16 protein-coding genes, 1 tRNA gene and 1 rRNA gene are annotated in these 18309 nt (G+C 43.0%); 3 read left to right on the top strand and 15 right to left on the bottom strand.

Features of this window, described 5'->3' with window-relative positions; translation table 11 throughout:
* The 8 genes from AOA56_RS12580 to AOA56_RS12540 all read right to left on the bottom strand — a co-directional run.
* Nucleotides 1-101, bottom strand: a 16S ribosomal RNA gene (locus tag AOA56_RS12580); the annotation flags it as partial.
* A gap of 276 nt (nt 102-377) precedes the next feature.
* Nucleotides 378-465, bottom strand: a tRNA-Ser gene (locus tag AOA56_RS12575).
* A 311-nt stretch (nt 466-776) separates the two neighbouring features.
* A complete protein-coding gene (locus AOA56_RS12565) occupies nt 777-1490 on the bottom strand; it encodes a lysophospholipid acyltransferase family protein (protein ID WP_024733957.1) in 714 nt (237 codons plus the stop codon).
* 13 nt (nt 1491-1503) lie between these two features.
* Nucleotides 1504-2055, bottom strand: a complete 552-nt coding sequence (locus AOA56_RS12560) for a Fe-S-containing hydro-lyase (RefSeq protein WP_024733956.1) — start codon at nt 2053-2055, stop codon at nt 1504-1506.
* A 46-nt stretch (nt 2056-2101) separates the two neighbouring features.
* Nucleotides 2102-2944 carry a fumarate hydratase gene (locus AOA56_RS12555; protein ID WP_024733955.1) on the bottom strand — a complete coding sequence of 281 codons (843 nt, stop codon included), beginning with the start codon at nt 2942-2944 and terminating at the stop codon, nt 2102-2104.
* 11 nt (nt 2945-2955) lie between these two features.
* Nucleotides 2956-4428, bottom strand: a complete 1473-nt coding sequence (locus AOA56_RS12550) for a DUF4153 domain-containing protein (RefSeq protein ID WP_053769802.1) — start codon at nt 4426-4428, stop codon at nt 2956-2958.
* Nucleotides 4418-4642, bottom strand: a complete 225-nt coding sequence (locus tag AOA56_RS12545; RefSeq protein WP_024733952.1) for a helix-turn-helix domain-containing protein — start codon at nt 4640-4642, stop codon at nt 4418-4420. The genes AOA56_RS12550 and AOA56_RS12545 overlap by 11 nt, the downstream gene beginning before the upstream one ends.
* Before the next feature lie 14 nt (nt 4643-4656).
* Nucleotides 4657-5121 carry a DUF2975 domain-containing protein gene (locus AOA56_RS12540; protein WP_024733951.1) on the bottom strand — a complete coding sequence of 155 codons (465 nt, stop codon included), beginning with the start codon at nt 5119-5121 and terminating at the stop codon, nt 4657-4659.
* A gap of 161 nt (nt 5122-5282) precedes the next feature.
* Between AOA56_RS12540 and AOA56_RS12535 the strand changes: the two genes are divergently transcribed.
* On the top strand, nt 5283-5762 hold the full coding sequence (locus AOA56_RS12535; protein WP_024733950.1) for a C-GCAxxG-C-C family (seleno)protein: 480 nt from the start codon (nt 5283-5285) through the stop codon (nt 5760-5762).
* 4 nt (nt 5763-5766) lie between these two features.
* Nucleotides 5767-6885, top strand: coding sequence for a GNAT family N-acetyltransferase (locus AOA56_RS12530; protein WP_053769801.1), 1119 nt, complete (start codon nt 5767-5769; stop codon nt 6883-6885).
* A gap of 74 nt (nt 6886-6959) precedes the next feature.
* Here AOA56_RS12530 and AOA56_RS12525 read toward each other — a convergent pair whose 3' ends face one another.
* From AOA56_RS12525 to AOA56_RS12510, 4 genes are all read right to left on the bottom strand, one after another.
* Complete coding sequence (locus AOA56_RS12525; RefSeq protein WP_053769800.1) at nt 6960-9614, bottom strand: ABC transporter permease; 2655 nt, start codon at nt 9612-9614, stop codon at nt 6960-6962.
* Complete coding sequence (locus AOA56_RS12520; RefSeq protein ID WP_024733947.1) at nt 9614-10294, bottom strand: ABC transporter ATP-binding protein; 681 nt, start codon at nt 10292-10294, stop codon at nt 9614-9616. The genes AOA56_RS12525 and AOA56_RS12520 overlap by 1 nt, the downstream gene beginning before the upstream one ends.
* 80 nt (nt 10295-10374) lie before the next feature.
* Nucleotides 10375-11394 (bottom strand): sensor histidine kinase, encoded by a 1020-nt coding sequence (locus AOA56_RS12515; protein ID WP_053769799.1) that lies wholly within the window; start codon nt 11392-11394, stop codon nt 10375-10377.
* A gap of 5 nt (nt 11395-11399) precedes the next feature.
* A complete protein-coding gene (locus AOA56_RS12510; protein WP_024733945.1) occupies nt 11400-12077 on the bottom strand; it encodes a response regulator transcription factor in 678 nt (225 codons plus the stop codon).
* A 241-nt stretch (nt 12078-12318) separates the two neighbouring features.
* Here AOA56_RS12510 and AOA56_RS12505 point away from each other — a divergent pair, with 241 nt between their 5' ends.
* On the top strand, nt 12319-13635 hold the full coding sequence (locus AOA56_RS12505) for an MATE family efflux transporter (RefSeq protein ID WP_053769798.1): 1317 nt from the start codon (nt 12319-12321) through the stop codon (nt 13633-13635).
* A 48-nt stretch (nt 13636-13683) separates the two neighbouring features.
* Here AOA56_RS12505 and AOA56_RS12500 read toward each other — a convergent pair whose 3' ends face one another.
* From AOA56_RS12500 to gyrA, 3 genes are all read right to left on the bottom strand, one after another.
* Nucleotides 13684-14223: an IbrB-like domain-containing protein gene (locus AOA56_RS12500; protein ID WP_034595033.1), complete on the bottom strand. Its 540-nt coding sequence runs from the start codon at nt 14221-14223 to the stop codon at nt 13684-13686.
* Nucleotides 14216-15550, bottom strand: a complete 1335-nt coding sequence (locus AOA56_RS12495; protein WP_024733943.1) for a phosphoadenosine phosphosulfate reductase — start codon at nt 15548-15550, stop codon at nt 14216-14218. Before AOA56_RS12495 ends, AOA56_RS12500 begins: the two co-directional genes overlap by 8 nt.
* A gap of 255 nt (nt 15551-15805) precedes the next feature.
* Entirely contained in the window at nt 15806-18298 is a 2493-nt protein-coding gene (gene gyrA / locus AOA56_RS12490; protein WP_053769797.1) for a DNA gyrase subunit A, read from the bottom strand.
* Nucleotides 18299-18309: the final 11 nt, after the last annotated feature.

The following is an 18309-nucleotide window of genomic DNA, read 5'->3' as shown; positions in this document are numbered from 1 at the left end:
CCTCTTCCTCCGAAGATTCTGAAAACAGCGCTTCGCTCGACTTGCATGTGTTAGGCACGCCGCCAGCGTTCATCCTGAGCCAGGATCAAACTCTCGTAATAAGAACTTGTTCTGGTCAAGATCAACTCTCGCTAATCTATCCCGTTACTGTTGTCTGGTTTGTGGAACTTAAAGTTCCTGTTCTGAATAATTCTCTTGAATTTTCAGGGATCGTTGTCTATTGTTCAGTTATCAAAGTTCTGAGCGCTGTCTCGCGACAGCTATATTAGATTATCACATCTGTTCCTCTGTGTCAAGTGTTTTTTGAAACTTTTTTATTTTCTTTGATTTGATAATCTTTCTCTTTATCTGCCCTTTAAATAAGGCCATAAAGAAAACGGAGAAAGAGGGATTTGAACCCTCGCGCCGGTTGCCCGACCTACACCCTTAGCAGGGGCGCCTCTTCAGCCTCTTGAGTATTTCTCCGGATACTGAATTTTGTCAGTATAAAATTGTGCGTTTTCGTAACGCATGAGTTATTATACTAAACTCCCAGTATATTGTCAAGCGCATTTTTTAGGTTTTTCAGCATGAAGTAAGATTTCTTTTTTTTAGTGAATGAAACACTGTATGATTTCAGATATTTGTTTCCGCCTTCCTGTCCAAGAGTCATCTCATCTTTTTGCGCCTGCCAGGTTCTAGTTTGTTGATATAATAAAAGCCGTACACCGGATTTCTCTTTTTCATAAGTGAATCCCATATACGGCATTTTTTCTAATACTCTGGTATATCATTTCTTATTCCGCTGATGTCGCAATCGTCTCCTCAATGCGACGCTTTACCTCTGCGGCGATTTCCGTCGTCTTCATATCTTTATATTCTTCATAAGGAATCGGTTTTAAAAAGTGAACCTGTACGTTGACCGGCTTAATACTGTTTGTATCAAATGGTTTAAAAGCATCGATCAGCGCAACCGGTATAATTGGACACTTCGCCTTTGTGGCTGACTTGAAGCTTCCACCTTTAAAATTTCCCGGTTTGTTTCCCTCTTTCGAGCGGGTTCCTTCCGCAAAAATCAGGTAGTTTCTTCCACTTTGGACTTCTTTTGTCACATCAATGATAACTTGCATGGCCTGTCTGACATCATCCCGATCAATGAGATATGCTTTCATACAAGCAAAGACCTGCTTCAAAAACGGAATATTACCAATTTCTTTTTTCGCTACTACGGAAAAAGGGACCGGACAGGCATCTATGATTGCCAGCACATCGTAGAGCCCCTGATGATTCGGGAAAAACATAAATCCGTTTTCCTTTGGAATATTCTCAACGCCATGTGCCTCAATGTGGACGCTTCCGCCTTTATTTGCCTTACTGTCAATATATTTCAAAAGACGGTAGCGCTCTTCCTCCGTATATTTATCGACATGGCTGGCATAATAGCAAAGCTTAATCCATCCATAAGGAACAAAAATCAGGTTCCGAAGTACCATCATTACAATACGTTTCATGTCTTATCTCCTCTTATGCATTCCTGTATTTTTCGATTGCGGTCTCATACAGATTGTTCCCTTTACAGTCTGCCACCACAATGACCGGGAAATCCTCTACATATAATTTCCGGATCGCCTCTGTTCCAAGATCTTCGTAGGCGATCACCTCGGAAGATCGGATACATTTGGACAACAAAGCTCCAGCTCCTCCTACTGCCGCAAAATAGACAGATTGGTTTCTTACAACTGCATCCAGTACCTCTTTTGTACGCTTTCCCTTTCCAATCATGGCTCCCAGCCCAAGGTCGAGAAGTTCTGGTGTGTACCGATCCATTCTGCTTGCTGTGGTCGGTCCCGCGGAACCGATGGGATGCCCCTCTCGTGCTGGGGAAGGTCCCATGTAGTAAATGATCTGTCCCCGGATATCAAACGGAAGAGATTCGCTCCGATCCAATGCCTCTTTCATTCTCTTGTGGGCGGCATCCCTTGCCGTGTAAATCGTTCCTGTAATATATACATAATCTCCCGCGATCAACGTCCTGACGTTTTCCTTATCTATTGGTGCCGCAATCCTTTTTTCCATCTTTCGATCCTTCCCTTCTGATTTTCTTCGTCTGTCTCATATCTTCCTAAACTTCCCGGACAATATGCCGGTTCACATGACAGCAGATATTGACTGCTACCGGAAGTCCCGCAATGTGGGTCGGATAGGTATTGATGTGGACTGCCAGCGCTGTGGTGGTTCCTCCAAGTCCTCCCGGTCCGATACCAAGGCCGTTGATCTTTGCAAGCATTTCTTCTTCCAAATCTTTCACATAAGAAATCTCCGAATGAGCTCCCGTCTCTCGTGTCAGTGCCTCCTTGGCCATCAATGCACACTTTTCAAACGTACCTCCGATTCCAACACCTACGACCATTGGTGGACAGGCGTTCGGCCCCGCATCACTAACTGCTTTTAAAATCGCTTCCTTAACACCTTCTATACCGTCCGCAGGCTTTAGCATGAAGACGCGACTCATATTCTCGCTTCCAAATCCTTTTGGAGCCACTGTAATTTTGACCTTTTCTCCCGGAACAATATGGTAATGAATAACAGCCGGAGTATTGTCACCGGTATTGACCCGTTCAATCGGATCCCGGACTACAGATTTTCTCAAAAATCCTTCCGTATACCCCAGACGGACGCCCTCATTCACCGCATCTTCCACACTGCCGCCCTCCAGATGGACGTCCTGTCCGATCTCCAAAAAGACGACCGCCATCCCTGTATCCTGGCAGATCGGGATCATATCATCCGCCGCAATTTTGAGATTTTCAGAAAGCTGATTCAGGATCTGCTTCCCTAACGGGGAAGCTTCCGTCTCCCGGGCACATTTCAAAGTCGTTTCCATATCTTTTGAGAGATAATGGTTTGCTTCTATGCACATTTCTTTGATGCTCTTTGTGAGTTCACTGACATTTACTGTACGCATGTATTCTCTCCTTATGGTGTGTTCTTCACATATTCACTTAAAAACCACTCCGCTGCCTGTTTTATCCTCGCCTCTCCGATGTGGTAGGTCCATCCAGGCTCATTGTCATAGTTATCCACTACCTCCTGACAATAGGAAATAAGATTTCCAGTATCTCCTGATATCGTGATCTGGTCAAGTGCCAGCAAAAAGTCCTCGGAAAAAAGATATCGGATCTCATCGTAGGATTCGATCCAGTCTTCCTTGTTTTTCAGATTATAACGCGCCATCCATTCATCCGGTCTTGAAAAGGAAAGAATGAGATAACAAAGCACACAGATCATGGCACTGTAGCGAAACAGCGGAAAGTCTTTTTTATACACATTTACTATAACACCTGCCAAAATGAAAGACAAGACACATAATCCCCACAATACCAGAACCCTCAGAAGTGTCATCTGGTAAGCTCCTATATACATGCAAATACGGTAGGCGGATGATACAATCAAAATATAGGTGCAGGCCGAAAATACGGTGAGAACTTTCTGCATGGTTCTTCCCGGCCGGAACAGATGGATTACAGTAAGAACAATCACAAGGTTAAGAAGGCAGACTCCGAGCAACTGAAAAAAACCACTTCTTGCGTATTCAGCATAAGTAAAGCCAGCCGGAAGCCCATTGCCGCGTCCAAAAAATAAAGCTCCGATCTGGATCAGACAGAACACCACGTAAACTGCCGTCAGAATGGATATGCAGGTAATCCCTGACACCTGGACAGGTCGATCCTCCTGTTCCTTCTTACACAAATCTGGATCATAATTGGCAAATGCTTGCAATACTGCAAAACAAAGTACAAATCCAAACAAGAACAAAAAAAGTTTTTCTGCCGGAAAGTGGAATCCATCCATATTTCCTGTAAAAATACGGATAAAAGACGCAAACATCATGTCCCCGGAAAATAAAAGCGGCAAGATGATGATCAGAAGCAAAATCGCCGCCACACATCCAATAAAGATCTGGGTGACGTAACCGGACGATGTTTTCTCACCGGGTTTTGCTTTCCGTCCTTTTTCCCGGATCAGCGCCCTAAATGGGGAAAGCAGATTACCAAAGGGAGCAAACCACATCCTCAGATAGATTTTCAGATATTGTGCGAAGCTCCACTTCCGGTCATCGTAAAACTGATGAATCAAAACGAGGAAGAACATACAAATACTTCCAAACCAGTTCCATATCAGAAAAAAGTCCGACGTGGTCAGTACGGTAGATATTCCGAGTAGTACCATGGCCGCCATATAAAACACCGTCTCCTGTTTGATCCGCATCTCAAATATCCTAAAAAATCCAATGAGAAACAGGCAGGTCGTCAGCATGAGGACCGGTATTCCGATTCCATTCATATTACGGTACAACAGGATTTCAAACATAATCCCGTACACCAAACTTCCCGCAAGGATTTTCCCAGCCTTGCTGTCCATGATTCTTTCATATGCATTATCCTTCATTTGATTCCTCCTCTTCTACATATTCCATCAAATCTCCGGGCTGACAGTGAAGCGCCTTACAAAGGGCCTCCAAAGTCGTAAAGCGAACCGCTTTTGCTTTATTATTCTTTAGAATAGACAGATTCGCCATTGTAATATCCACTTCCCTGGATAATTCCGTCAGTCCAATTTTTCGTTTTGCCATGACTACATCCAGATTCATTCGTATTGCCATGTTACCATCCCCCTCTAAATCGTCAGATCATTTTCCTTTTTGTAACGGACCGCCTCCGCAAAGACTCCTGCCAGTACAAAGCTAAAGAGCGCCGCAATGAAAAAGACAATCACAATCACGATACCCGCAGCCGTCCACGCCAGAATTTCTTTGATCAGAAACGTCACTGTGATAACGCATCCTGACATCCCCATAATGTTCAGCTCCCTGACATTTTCATCTACGAAGCAGTTCCGACGTATCACGGTTCCAATCATCTTTCTTAGACAGTAGACAATAATAATTCCCATTACCCCGCTGATCAGATATACAATGAGATACAGAACATAGTGTTCCTTAATGATAGGGGCATAATGGTCTCCTGCGTATTGTAACAGAAACGGTAAGGAGACAAATACAAGCACTCCGGAAACCAGCATAAAATTTAAAATCCACCTGGTCACAAGGACCATCTTTCCCTCCGATCTTTTGCCCATCATTTCTGAAATCCTCCTTTTTGCTTTTTCATTTTCTCTACCATAACATGGTATTTATTGTTTTTCAATATACTTTTATTGTTTTTCAATAAATTTAAGAATTTTACTTTTCTCTTTACAAATTGTATAATAAGAGAAAATGAGAACAGAAAAGAGGAAGGTAGATGAATACTACAATGAATATGGAGAAGCTTGAGCAGGACGCTGCTGATATTTTTCATCAAGGCTTTGCCTGCTCGGAATCTGTAATCTATGCGATTCGGAAGCATTTTGGGATTGATCTGTCGGATGACGCTATCGCCATGAGCAGCGGATTTCCATGGGGACTTGGGGGCGGCGGTTGTATTTGTGGCGCTCTGGCAGGAGGTACGATGTGTATCGGTTATTTCTTCGGGAGGCGCACACCAGGGGATCCGAAGATCCAGCGCTGCTTCGCCCTTACAAAAGAACTGCACGATTTCTTCCGTGACTCTTTCAAATCCCCGTGCTGCGGAGTTTTGATTCGTGGATACGCCAAAGATGCTCCTGAGCGAAAAGAACTGTGTACAAAAATAGTGACCAGCACAGTAAGAAAAACAGCTTCTATCATTTTGCGTGAACTGGAAAAAGACAACGCTATGTTGCATAGTACAAAGGAGGAATGATCACATGACGATTTACAGGCAGGCACGGCCGGAAGAGCGAAATGAATATGTTGACCTTGCAAATCATACATTTGGATTTGACATTGAAGAATTATTACCAAAAGTTTACTATAAAGGTGATCATTCTGACCGTATTACAAAAGTAGCAGAAACGGAGTCCGGAAAACTGGTGGCGGAAAATGCTGTTCTTCCCCAAACTGTCCATGCATCTGGAAAGACACTGCTGGCAAATTTTCTTGGAATTATGGTTGTCGACCCGAAATATCGTGGAGAAGGTCATATGAAAGAACTGATGAAACTGCAGCTTGAAGAGATGTCTGGACAATATCACATCAGTATTCTTGGAGGGCAAAGACAGCGATATGAATATTTTGGTTATACATCCGGTGGGGTCCAATACAGATATCATATTAATATAAGCAATATTCGCCATGCACTGAAAGATACTGACAACAACGAAATTCTTTTTTCTCCATTCTTTGAAATTGCCGGATGGGAGAAACTTCTTCCCAGGATTTTTGCTTCCCGGGAAGTTTATGTAGAACGAAACCTGGATACATTGCAGTCTCTTTTTACCAGTTACCATCAACATCCTTGGGGTATTCAAAAAAATGGGACTTTGATTGGTTATCTGATCTCCTCCGAAGATCATTCAACCGTCAGTGAATTAGCTCTTTTATCCCCTCAGGATACAAAAAAAGTGATTAAGGCCTATTTTCATCAATTTCATTTAAAATCCTCTTCCTTCCTTTTTCCGGAATATGAAGTGGCTTTATGTAAGGAAGTCTCCGACTTTGCGGAATACTATCAGATTCAGCCTTCCAATATGTATAATATCTTTGATTTTGCGGCAGTCCTTGATATGTTTCTTACTGTAAAATCCCGTACGTGCGGACTTTCAGATGGATTTTTTTCTGCAGTTATGGACCACCAGCCAATTACAATTACAGTCTGCCAAAACCACGTCCGGGTCGAAAGCCATGCGGCCAAAGACGCTGTTCACCTTAGTAAAATGGATGCTCAAAAATTGCTTTTAACTCCTTATGGGCGTTATATGGAGCTTTCCGTTCCGCTGGACTGGTTCCCTCTTCCTTTATTTTGGTACACAGTTGACTGCTTTTAGAAAGTATGTCTATCTTAAAAAGCTGCTGCATCCTTGCAAAATTTCAACGGATGCAGCAGCTTTCTTCCTATTTTTTATACATCTTTTTTCAGTTCATCAATAATATTCTGTTTTTTAATCTTGCTCATGGAGTAAAGCATTGTGATGAACACGACAGCAAACACCCATAGTACGGAAATCAACATTCCACCCCAAGGCTGTCGGAAATCAACCGCTGCCCCCTGGCTTAGTACCATATACATGGCAAAGCTGATTGTAAGTGAAAGCACCACTCCATAAATGATAGACCGGAATCCGTAAATCAGACACTCGTAATTCATCATCTTCTTCATGCTTTTCATTGTCATTCCCATGGATTTCATCATGGCAAATTCTCGTTTTCTCAGCATGACATTTGTGGATATCGTATTAAACACATTAACCGCCGCAATCATCGAAATCAGGGTAATAAATCCAAAGGAAAGAATCCTGATTGCAAGAAGAATCCCTCTGTCCTGTTCATACTGCTGTGCGATATTGATCAAAGAATCTTTGTCCATTCCCCGGTCTTCCATCCGTGATGTCAGGTCTTCATAAGATTCCTTGTAATTAGAAGACTTAATCTGGTAATCCCAGATAAATCCCGAACGATTGTATCCATTATCCCCGACCAGTTCCCCAGCTTTACTCTCCGGGATAATAACCGCACAAACTTCCTGAGGGTCTGAAATCAGATCCGGCATACTCTTAACTCGCTGCGCAAGTGTAATCATGCTTGCCTGTTCCATGATTGTCTCTGGTCGTTCTTTCACACTGTCATCGTACTGGCTTTCCGGGAGAATTTGTATACTTATTTTTTCCCCATTCATGGTGTGAATCTTTCTGTACTTTTCGCTTTGTCCGTCGTAATACCGGTAGTTGTCGTAGAAAAGCACGTCTTTGTTTCCTTCTCGAAAGTATGGCGAGGCATCAATTCCCTGGGAATCTGCATATTCCTTAAACTTTTCATCCGACAAACTGATAATCATAGCATGTTCATACTGATTTTTTTCATTATATACCCGCGCCTCTTCTTCTGTCATATTATAATATGACTCCAGCCCTTCTCCTATCAGAAGATCGCTCCATTCCTCACTCAGCTCCTCTTTCGGGATTGATACGAGGCTGTACATTTCACCGTGCAGTTCAACATTCTCCACCTTTTCCCCCTGCTCCATCATCCCCAGAATCTCTTCTCTTTCTCCCTCATCCAACTCCGAATCGGAGACCCTGTATGATAATTCGTATTCCGGAGCTTCCAACATAAACGCACCTGTCATATCCATGTAACTGGAAAACAAAGTGGCCGCCGTAAAAAGAACAATACTTACAGTGAGAGAAAATACAGTAGCACGATATTTCTTGCGGTCCCGCTTATAGTTTTTATCAGCCATCATCCCTTCCACTCCGAAAAGCCTGCGGATGATCTTCGGGCTCTTAACCTCCTTTGCTCGGATTCGAACGTCTTTGTTGGCGCGAATTGCCTCAAGTGGTGTAATCCGCTTAATTCTAGCCATTGGAATCCACACGGAAATGCAGATAATGAAAAACGAAATCAACGCCGCCACAATGATTGCCTGCGGAGAAGTATGAAGCGTGATTCTCCCATCCGTATCCCCGTGAACATACTGTGCCAACGATCCGCCGATAAAATGCAGAGTCATTCCGATGCCGCCGATTCCGGAGAGAATTCCCAATGGAATTCCAATCGCACTTACCACAATCGCTTCCTGCCACATGGATCTTCTCAACTGCCTTTTTGTCGCTCCTATGGAAGACAGCAGACCAAACTGCGTCGTCCTCTCCCTTAGGGAAATAGAAAAAGCGTTATAGATCAAGGAAACAGCACCCACTCCGATAATAATAATGAGAATTGTCAACATTCCGCTTAACATGCCTTGGAAAGACTCATTTCCCGATATTCCCATCCATTTAAGAACACTCGAATTTTCCTGTAATAATGCTTCATTGTGATGTTTTTCTATAAAAGTAAATGCCTCCTTTGGCTGTTTTAACTCCATATAAAGTTGATTGACAGCATAGGGATGATCTCCTTTTCCGATGAAGGCATCGATACCCGCGCCGTTTCTTTGTGTATCTCCCCAGTGTTCCAAAAATCCTACCACCTGAAACTGTCTTTCTTCTCTTTCCTGAAAATGTTCCGTTATCTCCCCACCTTCCTCATACTGAAGCATTGCATTAAACAAAAGCGCGTTTCCATCCTCATCTATACGGTCGCCTATCGGAAAAGAAACAGTATCCCCGATGCGAATTTCCTTTCCATTCTGCTCGAGCCCACCTTGTACGATGATCTCCTGCTCATTTTCCGGGAGCCTTCCTTGTGTCAGCTTCAATGAAAGCATATCCGCGGCCTTCTCGTCAATCGTCTGAATATATAGGTACTGCCCGAAGAGATCCTCATCATTCTCCCCGATCTTAGCATACCCGACCTCAGAAATGGAAACGGAGTCTTTCACATCCTCATCATTCTGGAACAATTCGGCTTCCTCCATGGAAAGTCCTTTGGCTCCAACGTGCCATCTTCCGTCTGTCTTGACCGCATAGTCATACATATATTGCTGGAGACTGACTCCCAGTGTGACAACCGCACAGATCATAGCAGTCGCCAAGATTACTCCAATGATCGTCAAAATCGTTCGGGCTTTATTTTGTTTCATTGTCTTATTTGTGATCGTTGCGAAGATACTCATTACCGGACCACCTCATCCCTTATGATCTTCCCGTCTTCCAGAGTAATGATACGGTCTGCCTGAAGAGCGATATTTTCATCATGTGTGATAACAAGCATCGTCTGGTCATAGGCACGGTTTGAGTACCGCAACAGATTCATGATCTCCTTGCTGTTCTCCGAGTCCAGATTTCCTGTCGGCTCATCCGCCAGCAAAATCGCCGGCGCATTCAAGAGAGCCCTTCCAATAGACACTCTCTGCTGCTGCCCTCCCGAAAGTTCGTTCGGCAGATGATGAAGCCGCTCTTTCATTTTCAGAATATCAATGAGCTCCTCAAATCGTTTCTCATTTACTTTTCTTCCGTCCATCAGTACCGGGAGCGTAATATTTTCTTCCACATTCAGCACTGGAATCAAATTATAAAACTGATAAATAAGTCCTACCTGTCGTCTTCGAAAGATGGCAAGGGCGTCCTCCTTCTGGGCATAAACATCTTTACCGTCCACATAGACCTTGCCGGACGTCGGGCGATCCACACCTCCAATCAGATGCAGTAATGTAGATTTGCCGGATCCGGATGATCCGATGATAGAGACAAATTCGCCTTTTTCCACGGAAAAAGATACGCCGTTCAGTGCATGAACCTCATTTTCACCTTTTCCATACACTTTTGTCAGGTTTTCTATTTTTAGAATTTCCATCCTTCTTCCTCCTCTTCGTTTCTAAAAATAAGTATACCTGCCCCACATGACACTTCGATGACTTTTTCATAACAAATTTGTCACTTTTCCATTTTTTCTTTTCCCCCATAAAAACGAACAAGAAATCTGGCTCCCCCCTCTTTATTATTTTTTGCTGTGATAATGGCTTTTTCCTGGGTAAGAATACTTCGGGCAAGCGAAAGACCAATGCCAAAATTCTGCTGTTCCGATATTCTGCCCTTATAAAACCGTTCAAAGATATGCGGCAAATCTTTTTCATCGATTCCGTTTCCGGAATCTGTCACGGAAAGCTCTGTGTAAAGCGGGTTCTCTTCCCAGGCAATATGAATCGTTCCGCCAATCGGGGTGTGTTCCATACAATTTTTCAGGACATTACCAACCGCCTCCATCGTCCAGGACGCATCTCCATAAAAGGCCGCATCTGAAGTTCCCTTTAGAATAAGCTTCTGCTCTCGCAGTTCCATTGGGATTTCCAGGGAGCGCACGACCTCTCTTATGAATGGCTCCACCTGGATCCGTTGTTTATCCAATACCACAGCTCCCGCATCCAATTTGGAAATTTTTAGAAGCCCCAGAATCAACCATTCCATTCTTTGCAGCATCTCTGCCATTTCCCGATATATCTTCCTCTTCTGTCTTTCCTCCAGATCCTGCTTTCTAATCCGTTCCAGCATCAGATTAACGGAAGTTAGAGGCGTACGAATCTGATGGGAAATATTCGCAAGGGCATCGGCAAGAAATGTCTTTTCTTTCTTCAAATGCTCATTTTGCTCCCTCAGTCGTACTGTCATCTTGTAAATCTCATCTTTTAATATCTCAAGATCTCCCTCCTGATATTCCCCAAGTTCCAACTGATCCTCTCCGTGGAGAATCCGGTCGATTTTCTGTGTGAGCTTTTCCACATCCTCATATCTGCGCTTCATGCAGAGCAAATACAAGGCACTACACAGGATTCCTTCCGCCAACAGATAATATAGCGGATTTTTTCCTACAATCAGATACGCAATACATACCGTACCGATTGTCACAAAGAATCCTGAGAGGTACCATCCAATTTCCTGATTCCGAAATAATTTCATCTACATCACTCCTCCATCTTATATCCCAGCCCCCGGACAGTCTTAATGATCTTCGGCTCCTGCGGATTATCTTCAATCTTGTCTCTGAGCCTTTTGATATAAACGGTCAGGGTATTATCATTTACATACTCCCCTGCGATATCCCAGATCTCTTCTAACAGCATGGACCGGGACATCACCATACCTCTGTGCTGGAAAAAGACGAGCAGAAGTCGATATTCCAGTGCTGAAAGAAAGATTTCCTCTCCCCGTTTTGTTACAATCCCTTTGACCGGATCGATCCGAATTTCCCGGCAGGAAAGAAAATTAGGAGTCTTGCTGTTTCTTCTGAGTACAGTCCTCATCCGTGATACCAGCTCTCTAGGCCGAAACGGCTTACTAATATAATCGTCCGCCCCCATATCAAGCCCTGTTACCACCGAAAACTCATCGTCCAGAGCTGTCAGAAATATAATGGGAATCTCATAGTGTGACTTGATCTGGGTACATGTGCTGTAGCCATTACCTTGTGCCAGTGTGATATCCAGAAGAATCAGGTCAAAATGCTGATTTCTTAAAATCTTCATTGCCTTCTCCTGTCCGTCGGCGCTCCAAACCTGAAATCCTTCTGTCTTTAAAAATTCTGTCAGATTTTCTATAATCATTCGATCGTCTTCTACCAACAAAATATTTGTTTCCTGCATCTTTCTTCCCTCCCTGTGTTGTTATTTCTGATTGTAATTAAACAGGATGGCAGAAAAAAAGTCAACTTACTAAAACTTTTTCTTGACTCTTTCAATTTCGTTTGCTATCGTAAGTAGAGAAATAAGGACTTGCCGCCGGGTAATGAAGCGTTGGATTTTGTATCGATAGGCCTTTGGAGATACAAAATGACAGCGCTTTTTTTGTCTTTTTGGACGGCAGTTCAAAGTTCAGGAGGTTTTTATGATAAAGACAACACCGTTCGTGGAATTTATCCGATACTCTTTTTTCAGTATTATGGGGATGATTGCTATTTCCTGTTATATTCTTGCAGATACGTTTTTCGTAGCGCAAGGAATCGGGACAAATGGGCTTGCGGCCCTGAATCTTGCAATTCCCGTCTATGATTTCATTCATGGAACCGGACTCATGCTCGGAATGGGAGGCGCTACAAAATTTACGATTCTGAAAAGCCAGAACAACAAAAAAGGGGCGGATCAGATTTTTACAAATACCGTGTATCTTGGTGTCTTTTTCTCCCTTTTGTTTATGGCGGGCGGGGTTTTCTTTGCCGGACGGATTTCCACCATTCTCGGTGCGAATCAGAAAATCTGGCAGATGACGACCACTTATTTGAAGGTGCTGATGCTGTTTTCCCCAGCCTTTATCTTCAACGATATCATTCTCTGCTTTGTGAGAAATGACAGCAATCCGAAGCTTTCCATGATCGCCACGGTCTCTGGGAGCCTCTTTAATGTGGTGTTTGACTATATTTTCATTTTTCCTTGTGGAATGGGGATGCTTGGAGCAGTACTTGCAACCGGATTCTCCCCTGTTGTCGGACTGATCATTATGTCCCCACACTGGCTTGGGAAAAAACGCTGGTTCCATATGAAACGGCTTTTACCTGATACAGCTTCCATCCGGATGAATCTTTCCCTTGGATTTCCGTCTCTGCTTGCCCAAATCAGTTCAGCCATCGTTATGATCGTATTTAATATGATAATCCTTCGTCTGGAAGGAAATACCGGAGTTGCAGCCTATGGTATCATCGCCAATCTCTCTTTAGTGGTTCTCTCTTTTTATACCGGAATCTCCCAGGGTATTCAGCCTCTCGTAAGCGACGCCTACGGCAAGCTGGAGCAGAAACGGATCGTGCAGTTTCTCCGGTATGCTATGGGATCCATGCTAGTTCTGTCGGCTGCCATCTATCTGATCTTGTTTGTGTTTGCCGATCCAATCGCATCGGCCTTTAACAGTGAGAACAATGCCACTTTACATACGATTGCGGTAACAGGTTTAAGACTATACTTTACATCCCTAGTCTTTGCCGGATTTAATATCATCCTCTCCATGTACTTTACTTCTGTGGAAAAAGCGTTTCCAGCCCAGATCATCTCTTTCCTGCGGGGACTGATTTTGATTATTCCAATCGCCTTTCTTTTCGCAAGGCTCTGGGAGATGACAGGGGTATGGATGTCCTTTCCTGCAACCGAATTTGTGACAGCAGTCATCGGAGCAGGGCTGTATGTGAAATATAAAAATAGAAAATGGGCATAAAACGAATCCCCAGAGTGGCAACTCTGGGGATTTTATATACTCTGATTTCTAATCATCGTCAATGTCCAGTAAAGATTTTTCATCTGGTTCCCAAGCCTGTGTAAAATCGACTTCTTTAAACAATGCAGCCAGTCCGGTGATTTGTTTTAACCGTAAAATTTCATCCCGATCCATACCTAAATGCTTGGCTATCCATGCATCAGATCGCCCTAATTCATGGAGTTCTTTGACGATATTACTCATAAGATCTACATCATGGTTTCCTCTTGCACGATTATGACGAATCGTGCTTGCCATACGTCGGTCAAGTGATTTATCTATAACGGATACCGGTAAGAGGCCCTTTTCCCGTTCATAAATATCTGGGTACTCTTTTATAATGCGGTAACGATGAAAACCATCAACAATAATGTACTGATCCTTGTCTTTGTCATAGTAACATACGATGGGCATCGTATATCCATCTTCTTTAATGCTGTCATATAACAGTTTCATTTCTGGTGATGCGACTGTATTAGGATTATAATCATTTGCAACAATTTTTTCTACTGGTACTGCTTTGATATTATAAACGGGACTTTTATTCATGATCTAATTCCTCCACACTTTTATATTTTTCTTTGAAATAATCTAGTTTTCTTTTTTGCTCTCTTGTCATTCCAAATCCCATAAAACGGCAAATATGATCATTTTTTAAAATACAGAAACACATTCTCTTCCAACTTGGAATATCTTTTGTTGATTTGATGTCATCGGTATCATCAGGAATATGATCAAGAAAGATAATCCTTGAGTTTTTAAAAATTGTATAATTGGAAACACCATTTCTTTTGATTCGATAACCATGCTCTATCAATTCTTCGATCGTCTCTTCCTCCAGTCCGCCTCCTACCGTATGCCAGAATAAAATCGATTTGTTGAACTTATTTATGTAGTTCCGGCGCAATCTGGGTGGCAGTGTCGCCAGTAAAAATTGTGTATAGGACTTCCATGTATGTCCCTTTGGTAGCGTTATATGACGATATCCTAGTGCTTTTGTTTTTGCATATATAGCAGTAAAATTGGCGCCCTGTACACGACCAACAAGTTTGACCCAGATCTGAGGATCAATCACTCTATAAAGATTCAACGCCTCTTTGGCATAATCTTGAAATGGTGAAGCCACCCGCATCTGTGAAACACTTAAACCTGCCTTATAATACAAATCATATAATTTGTTGTAGGGATAATCAAACAAATAGTAAGCATGCCATATATCTTCTACGGACCAGTCGTATAAAGGGGAACCACTGTAAACTTCTTTAAATTGCTGAGTAATCCAGCATTGATTTTTATAGCTGTGTCTTTTATTGATAAATCCACTGTACCGCTGCAAGGATTCATCTGCCCTTATTCCCAGTAAACAGATTGTCTTTTTGTTTCCATGAGATAGTCTATACCATCTGCCAAACTGTTTGGCCAGATCTTCCTGATGCATTTTATAATGATAAGTCGTCATAATATTATGTTCCAAATTAATTACATAATCATGTTTTGGCATAGGACGAATCCAGATATCTTCTTTTTTTTCATCCCATGGATACCAGTACATTTCGTAACTGCTTAAAGCAGTTCGTGTTGCCATAGGCAGACAGACCCAGTATAATTCAACAGAAGAACGCTTTTCCAACATTTGAAATGTTTCTTCCACATAAGCAGTTGTAGCGCTGTATTGTGCTTCAAAGTCTTGATGAAAAACACCTATTGTCTGCGAAGGATAGTATTGATCCCGGAAATCCAGCACGATATTTAATAATAAACCACTGTCTTTTCCACCGGAAAAGGAAATATAAATATTATCAAACTCCTGAAAAATAAAATGAAGTCGTTCCAACATTGCCTGATAGACATTTTTCTCTAAATTGACTTTTTTCATCTTTTGTTTCATCACACCTTTCCATCAGATGATATTTGATTTGATCTTGCACCAAAGGTATAATTGACTACTAAACATTATACCAGTATTTCAATCAACTATCGACAATTTCTGACAAATTATGGAAAAACAGTTCCCGCGGAACGTTTTTTATGAAACAAAAAACCCCGGCGTATGCCGGGGACTTTTTCTACAATCTGAATCACGGGAGACCCTAAGGTCATCCCGTGATTCTCTCTTTTACTTGATTCGATTTTATTCTTCTGTCACTTCTTCGTTTTCGTCTTGACTCTCTTCCTCTCCGTTATCCTCGGTCTTTCTGACTTTGGCAATGCTTGCAACACTGACATTGTCATCCAGGTTGATTAGTTTGACTCCGGAAGTGATTCGTCCTAACTTGGAGATACCCGTGCACTCGGTTCGAATGATGATTCCCTCCGTATTGATAATCATAATCTCATCATCTTCATTCACTGCCTTAACTCCGACGACATTTCCGGTCTTTTCGATAATCTTATAGCAGCGAATTCCCTTTCCTCCACGGTTCTGGGATGTAAATTCGTTCATGTCTGTCAGTTTTCCCATTCCTTTTTCCGAAACGATCAGCAGATAATCTCCCTGAGTATTAAGCTGCATTCCAATGATCTCATCCTGATCACTTAAATTCATACCTCGAACGCCCATAGAAGTACGTCCCGTCGGTCTGACATCTGTTTCGTGGAAACGGATACACTGTCCGTATTTGGTGATGAGCAATATATCTTTTTCATTGTCCGTCGTCTTTACCTCGATCAGCTCATCGTCCTCCCGAAGCGTGATGGCCGCAAGCCCTGTCTTTCTAACGTTGGCATAATCCATGATCGGCGTCTTCTTTACTAAGCCTTTCTTGGTCGCCATAAAGAGATACTTTCCTTCCTCGTATTCCTTAATTGGAATGACTGCGGTGATCTTCTCTTCCGGCTGAAGCTGGAGCAGGTTGATAATGGCTGTTCCCCTTGCGGTCCGTCCTGCCTCCGGAATCTCGTATCCTTTGAGCCTGTATACTCTCCCTGTATTAGTAAAGAACATGATATAGTGATGGGTTGAACAGAGAAACAACTCTTCCACATAATCCTCATCAAGCGTCTGCATTCCCTTAATTCCACGTCCGCCGCGATTCTGACTTTTAAATGTATCCGAAGTCATTCGTTTAATATAACCAAGTTTTGTCATGGTGATGACGACGTCCTCCCTCGGAATCAGATCTTCCGTGGAAATATCATACACATCAAATCCGATGTGAGTCCTTCTCTCATCCCCGTATTTCTCACTGATTGCGAGAATCTCCTCTTTGATCACACCAAGCAGTAAGTGTCTGTCTGCCAAAATTGCCTTCAGCTCTCCGATCCGCTTCATCAATTCTTCGTATTCCTTCTCCAGCTTCTCTCTTTCTAATCCGGTCAGGGCACGCAGACGCATGTCCACGATTGCCTGTGCCTGTGCGTCGGAAAGCTGGAATTTCTCCATTAATTCTGCCTTTGCAATCTGCACAGTCTGAGAACCACGAATGATACTGATCACTTCATCGATATGATCGAGCGCAATCAGCAGTCCCTGTAAAATGTGGGCACGCTCTTCTGCCTTATTTAATTCATACTGGGTGCGTCTCGTAATGACTTCTTCCTGATGTTTCAGGTAATACCCAAGCATATCTCGAAGATTCAGCACTTTCGGCTCGCCGTTTACAAGAGCCAGCATAATGACTCCAAAGGTATCCTGGAGCTGTGTATGCTTATAGAGCTGGTTTAAAATGACGTTTGCATTGGCGTCACGGCGCAGCTCGATACAGATTCTCATTCCTTCCCGGCTGGACTGGTCACTCAGATCCACGATACCATCGACCCGCTTTTCCTTCACCAGATCTGCGATTTTGGAGATCAGTCTTGCCTTGTTTACCATGTACGGCAGCTCTGTCACGATAATACGGCTCTTTCCATTTGCCATAGTTTCGATATTGCTGACAGCACGAACTACAATTTTTCCCCGTCCGGTGCGGTACGCCTCGTTGATTCCTCTCGTACCTAGGATCGTCGCTCCGGTCGGAAAGTCCGGCCCTTTTACAATCTTCATAATGTCTTCGATGGATGTCTCCTTATTCTCCATCTGATCATCAATAATCTTCACTACCGCACCGATCACTTCCCGCAAATTATGAGGTGGAATATTGGTTGCCATACCGACGGCAATACCGGACGTTCCGTTGACAAGCAAATTCGGAAATCTTGCCGGAAGTACGACTGGCTCTTTCTCCGTTTCGTCAAAATTTGGCTCAAAGTCCACAGTATTTTTATTGATATCTGCGGTAAGCTCCATAGAAATCTTACTGAGCCTTGCCTCCGTATAACGCATAGCCGCCGCCCCGTCACCGTCTACAGAACCAAAGTTTCCATGTCCATCCACAAGTGGATATCTGGTAGACCAATCCTGAGCCATATTAACGAGTGCTCCATAAATAGAACTATCACCGTGCGGATGATATTTACCCATCGTATCGCCTACAATACGGGCACATTTACGGTGCGGCTTATCCGGACCATTATTCAGCTCGATCATTGAATACAGGATTCGTCTCTGTACCGGTTTCAGGCCGTCTCTTACATCTGGAAGCGCACGGGAGGCGATAACGCTCATGGCATAGTCGATGTACGACTCCTTCATTTTTTTCTCAAGATCGATCTCCTCGACCTTATCAAAGATAGTATCTTCCATTGCTTATCTCC

Origin of the sequence: Sellimonas intestinalis (assembly GCF_001280875.1) — a bacterium.
Classification (GTDB): Bacteria; Bacillota; Clostridia; order Lachnospirales; family Lachnospiraceae; genus Sellimonas; species Sellimonas intestinalis.
The sequence above is the reverse complement of the archived record's forward strand: the minus strand, read 5'-3'. Positions and strand labels throughout refer to the sequence as shown.

Coding starts and splice junctions, on each gene's coding strand:
- AOA56_RS12520 (WP_024733947.1), bottom strand. CDS start 10,294: ATGGAAATTCTAAAAATAGAAAACCTGACAAAAGTGTATGGAAAAGGT.
- AOA56_RS12550 (WP_053769802.1), bottom strand. CDS start 4,428: ATGAAGGATAATGCATATGAAAGAATCATGGACAGCAAGGCTGGGAAA.
- AOA56_RS12525 (WP_053769800.1), bottom strand. CDS start 9,614: ATGAGTATCTTCGCAACGATCACAAATAAGACAATGAAACAAAATAAA.
- AOA56_RS12505 (WP_053769798.1), top strand. CDS start 12,319: ATGATAAAGACAACACCGTTCGTGGAATTTATCCGATACTCTTTTTTC.
- AOA56_RS12540 (WP_024733951.1), bottom strand. CDS start 5,121: ATGATGGGCAAAAGATCGGAGGGAAAGATGGTCCTTGTGACCAGGTGG.
- gyrA (WP_053769797.1), bottom strand. CDS start 18,298: ATGGAAGATACTATCTTTGATAAGGTCGAGGAGATCGATCTTGAGAAA.
- AOA56_RS12535 (WP_024733950.1), top strand. CDS start 5,283: ATGAATACTACAATGAATATGGAGAAGCTTGAGCAGGACGCTGCTGAT.
- AOA56_RS12545 (WP_024733952.1), bottom strand. CDS start 4,642: ATGGCAATACGAATGAATCTGGATGTAGTCATGGCAAAACGAAAAATT.
- AOA56_RS12530 (WP_053769801.1), top strand. CDS start 5,767: ATGACGATTTACAGGCAGGCACGGCCGGAAGAGCGAAATGAATATGTT.
- AOA56_RS12510 (WP_024733945.1), bottom strand. CDS start 12,077: ATGCAGGAAACAAATATTTTGTTGGTAGAAGACGATCGAATGATTATA.
- AOA56_RS12515 (WP_053769799.1), bottom strand. CDS start 11,394: ATGAAATTATTTCGGAATCAGGAAATTGGATGGTACCTCTCAGGATTC.
- AOA56_RS12555 (WP_024733955.1), bottom strand. CDS start 2,944: ATGCGTACAGTAAATGTCAGTGAACTCACAAAGAGCATCAAAGAAATG.
- AOA56_RS12565 (WP_024733957.1), bottom strand. CDS start 1,490: ATGAAACGTATTGTAATGATGGTACTTCGGAACCTGATTTTTGTTCCT.
- AOA56_RS12495 (WP_024733943.1), bottom strand. CDS start 15,550: ATGAAAAAAGTCAATTTAGAGAAAAATGTCTATCAGGCAATGTTGGAA.
- AOA56_RS12500 (WP_034595033.1), bottom strand. CDS start 14,223: ATGAATAAAAGTCCCGTTTATAATATCAAAGCAGTACCAGTAGAAAAA.
- AOA56_RS12560 (WP_024733956.1), bottom strand. CDS start 2,055: ATGGAAAAAAGGATTGCGGCACCAATAGATAAGGAAAACGTCAGGACG.